Annotated in this window: 2 protein-coding genes; both read left to right on the forward strand. The window is 50.6% G+C overall.

Annotated features, from left to right (window positions below):
• The first annotated feature begins 48 nt into the window (after nucleotides 1-48).
• The gene (gene tet(W) / locus CUS_RS00800) at nucleotides 49-1,968 is read left to right on the forward strand and encodes a tetracycline resistance ribosomal protection protein Tet(W) (RefSeq protein ID WP_002586627.1); all 1,920 of its coding nucleotides are present in this window, start codon (nucleotides 49-51) and stop codon (nucleotides 1,966-1,968) included.
• 50 nt (nucleotides 1,969-2,018) lie between these two features.
• Nucleotides 2,019-2,374: class I SAM-dependent methyltransferase (locus CUS_RS00805; protein ID WP_037275937.1), on the forward strand; the 356-nt coding region annotated here is incomplete at its 3' end.

A 2,374-nucleotide genomic window follows, 5' to 3' on the forward strand; every position in this document is an offset into this window, starting at 1 on the left:
TGCTGGGGATTTTTATGCCCTTTGGGGCTGTAAAGGGAGGACAATCACATGAAAATAATCAATATTGGAATTCTTGCCCATGTAGACGCTGGAAAGACGACCTTGACGGAGAGCCTGCTATATGCCAGCGGAGCCATTTCAGAACCGGGGAGCGTCGAAAAAGGGACAACGAGGACGGACACCATGTTTTTGGAGCGGCAGCGTGGGATTACCATTCAAGCGGCAGTCACTTCCTTCCAGTGGCACAGATGTAAAGTTAACATTGTGGATACGCCCGGCCACATGGATTTTTTGGCGGAGGTGTACCGCTCTTTGGCTGTTTTAGATGGGGCCATCTTGGTGATCTCCGCTAAAGATGGCGTGCAGGCCCAGACCCGTATTCTGTTCCATGCCCTGCGGAAAATGAACATTCCCACCGTTATCTTTATCAACAAGATCGACCAGGCTGGCGTTGATTTGCAGAGCGTGGTTCAGTCTGTTCGGGATAAGCTCTCCGCCGATATTATCATCAAGCAGACGGTGTCGCTGTCCCCGGAAATAGTCCTGGAGGAAAATACCGACATAGAAGCATGGGATGCGGTCATCGAAAATAACGATGAATTATTGGAAAAGTATATCGCAGGAGAACCAATCAGCCGGGAAAAACTTGCGCGGGAGGAACAGCAGCGGGTTCAAGACGCCTCCCTGTTCCCAGTCTATCATGGCAGCGCCAAAAATGGCCTTGGCATTCAACCGTTGATGGATGCGGTGACAGGGCTGTTCCAACCGATTGGGGAACAGGGGGGCGCCGCCCTATGCGGCAGCGTTTTCAAGGTTGAGTACACCGATTGCGGCCAGCGGCGTGTCTATCTACGGTTATACAGCGGAACGCTGCGCCTGCGGGATACGGTGGCCCTGGCCGGGAGAGAAAAGCTGAAAATCACAGAGATGCGTATTCCATCCAAAGGGGAAATTGTTCGGACAGACACCGCTTATCAGGGTGAAATTGTTATCCTTCCCAGCGACAGCGTGAGGTTAAACGATGTATTAGGGGACCAAACCCGGCTCCCTCGTAAAAGGTGGCGCGAGGACCCCCTCCCCATGCTGCGGACGACGATTGCGCCGAAAACGGCAGCGCAAAGAGAACGGCTGCTGGACGCTCTTACGCAACTTGCGGATACTGACCCGCTTTTGCGTTGCGAAGTGGATTCCATCACCCATGAGATCATTCTTTCTTTTTTGGGCCGGGTGCAGTTGGAGGTTGTTTCCGCTTTGCTGTCGGAAAAATACAAGCTTGAAACAGTGGTAAAGGAACCCTCCGTCATTTATATGGAGCGGCCGCTCAAAGCAGCCAGCCACACCATCCATATCGAGGTGCCGCCCAACCCGTTTTGGGCATCCATAGGACTGTCTGTTACACCACTCTCGCTTGGCTCCGGTGTACAATACGAGAGCCGGGTTTCGCTGGGATACTTGAACCAGAGTTTTCAAAACGCTGTCAGGGATGGTATCCGTTACGGGCTGGAGCAGGGCTTGTTCGGCTGGAACGTAACGGACTGTAAGATTTGCTTTGAATACGGGCTTTATTACAGTCCGGTCAGCACGCCGGCGGACTTCCGCTCATTGGCCCCGATTGTATTGGAACAGGCATTGAAGGAATCGGGGACGCAGCTGCTGGAACCTTATCTCTCCTTCATCCTCTATGCGCCCCAGGAATACCTTTCCAGGGCTTATCATGATGCACCGAAATACTGTGCCACCATCGAAACGGCCCAGGTAAAAAAGGATGAAGTTGTCTTTACTGGCGAGATTCCCGCCCGCTGTATACAGGCATACCGTACTGATCTGGCCTTTTACACCAACGGGCGGAGCGTATGCCTTACAGAGCTGAAAGGATATCAGGCCGCTGTCGGTCAGCCGGTCATCCAGCCCCGCCGTCCAAACAGCCGCCTGGACAAGGTGCGCCATATGTTTCAGAAGGTAATGTAAAGATACATAATCGTCAAGACGGCAACAATCAGAAGTTATGGAGGGTAACAATGGAATATAGTAAGGAAGATTTAATGGAAGCAAAAAAGCAAATTTGGGGAGTGGGAGAGAACATGGGAACAGAGGAAAGTAAAAAAATCTGGGAGGAGAACGCACAATTTTGGGATAATGCAATGGGTGACGAATCTAATGAATTTCACAGAGAGGTAGTGCGTCCCAAAGTAACGGAACTTCTATCTCCTAATCCTGCGGATTACATTTTGGATATTGCGTGTGGCAATGGAAATTATTCTTCGTATCTTGCACAAAGAGGCGCTTCGGTTGTCGCTTTTGATTACAGCAAAAAAATGATAGAATTGGCTAAAAGACGGCAATCACAATATGCAAAACAAATTGAATTTTGTGT

It is taken from the genome of Hominimerdicola alba 8, assembly GCF_000178155.2.
In the GTDB taxonomy this organism is placed as follows: domain Bacteria; phylum Bacillota; class Clostridia; order Oscillospirales; family Ruminococcaceae; genus Hominimerdicola; species Hominimerdicola alba_C.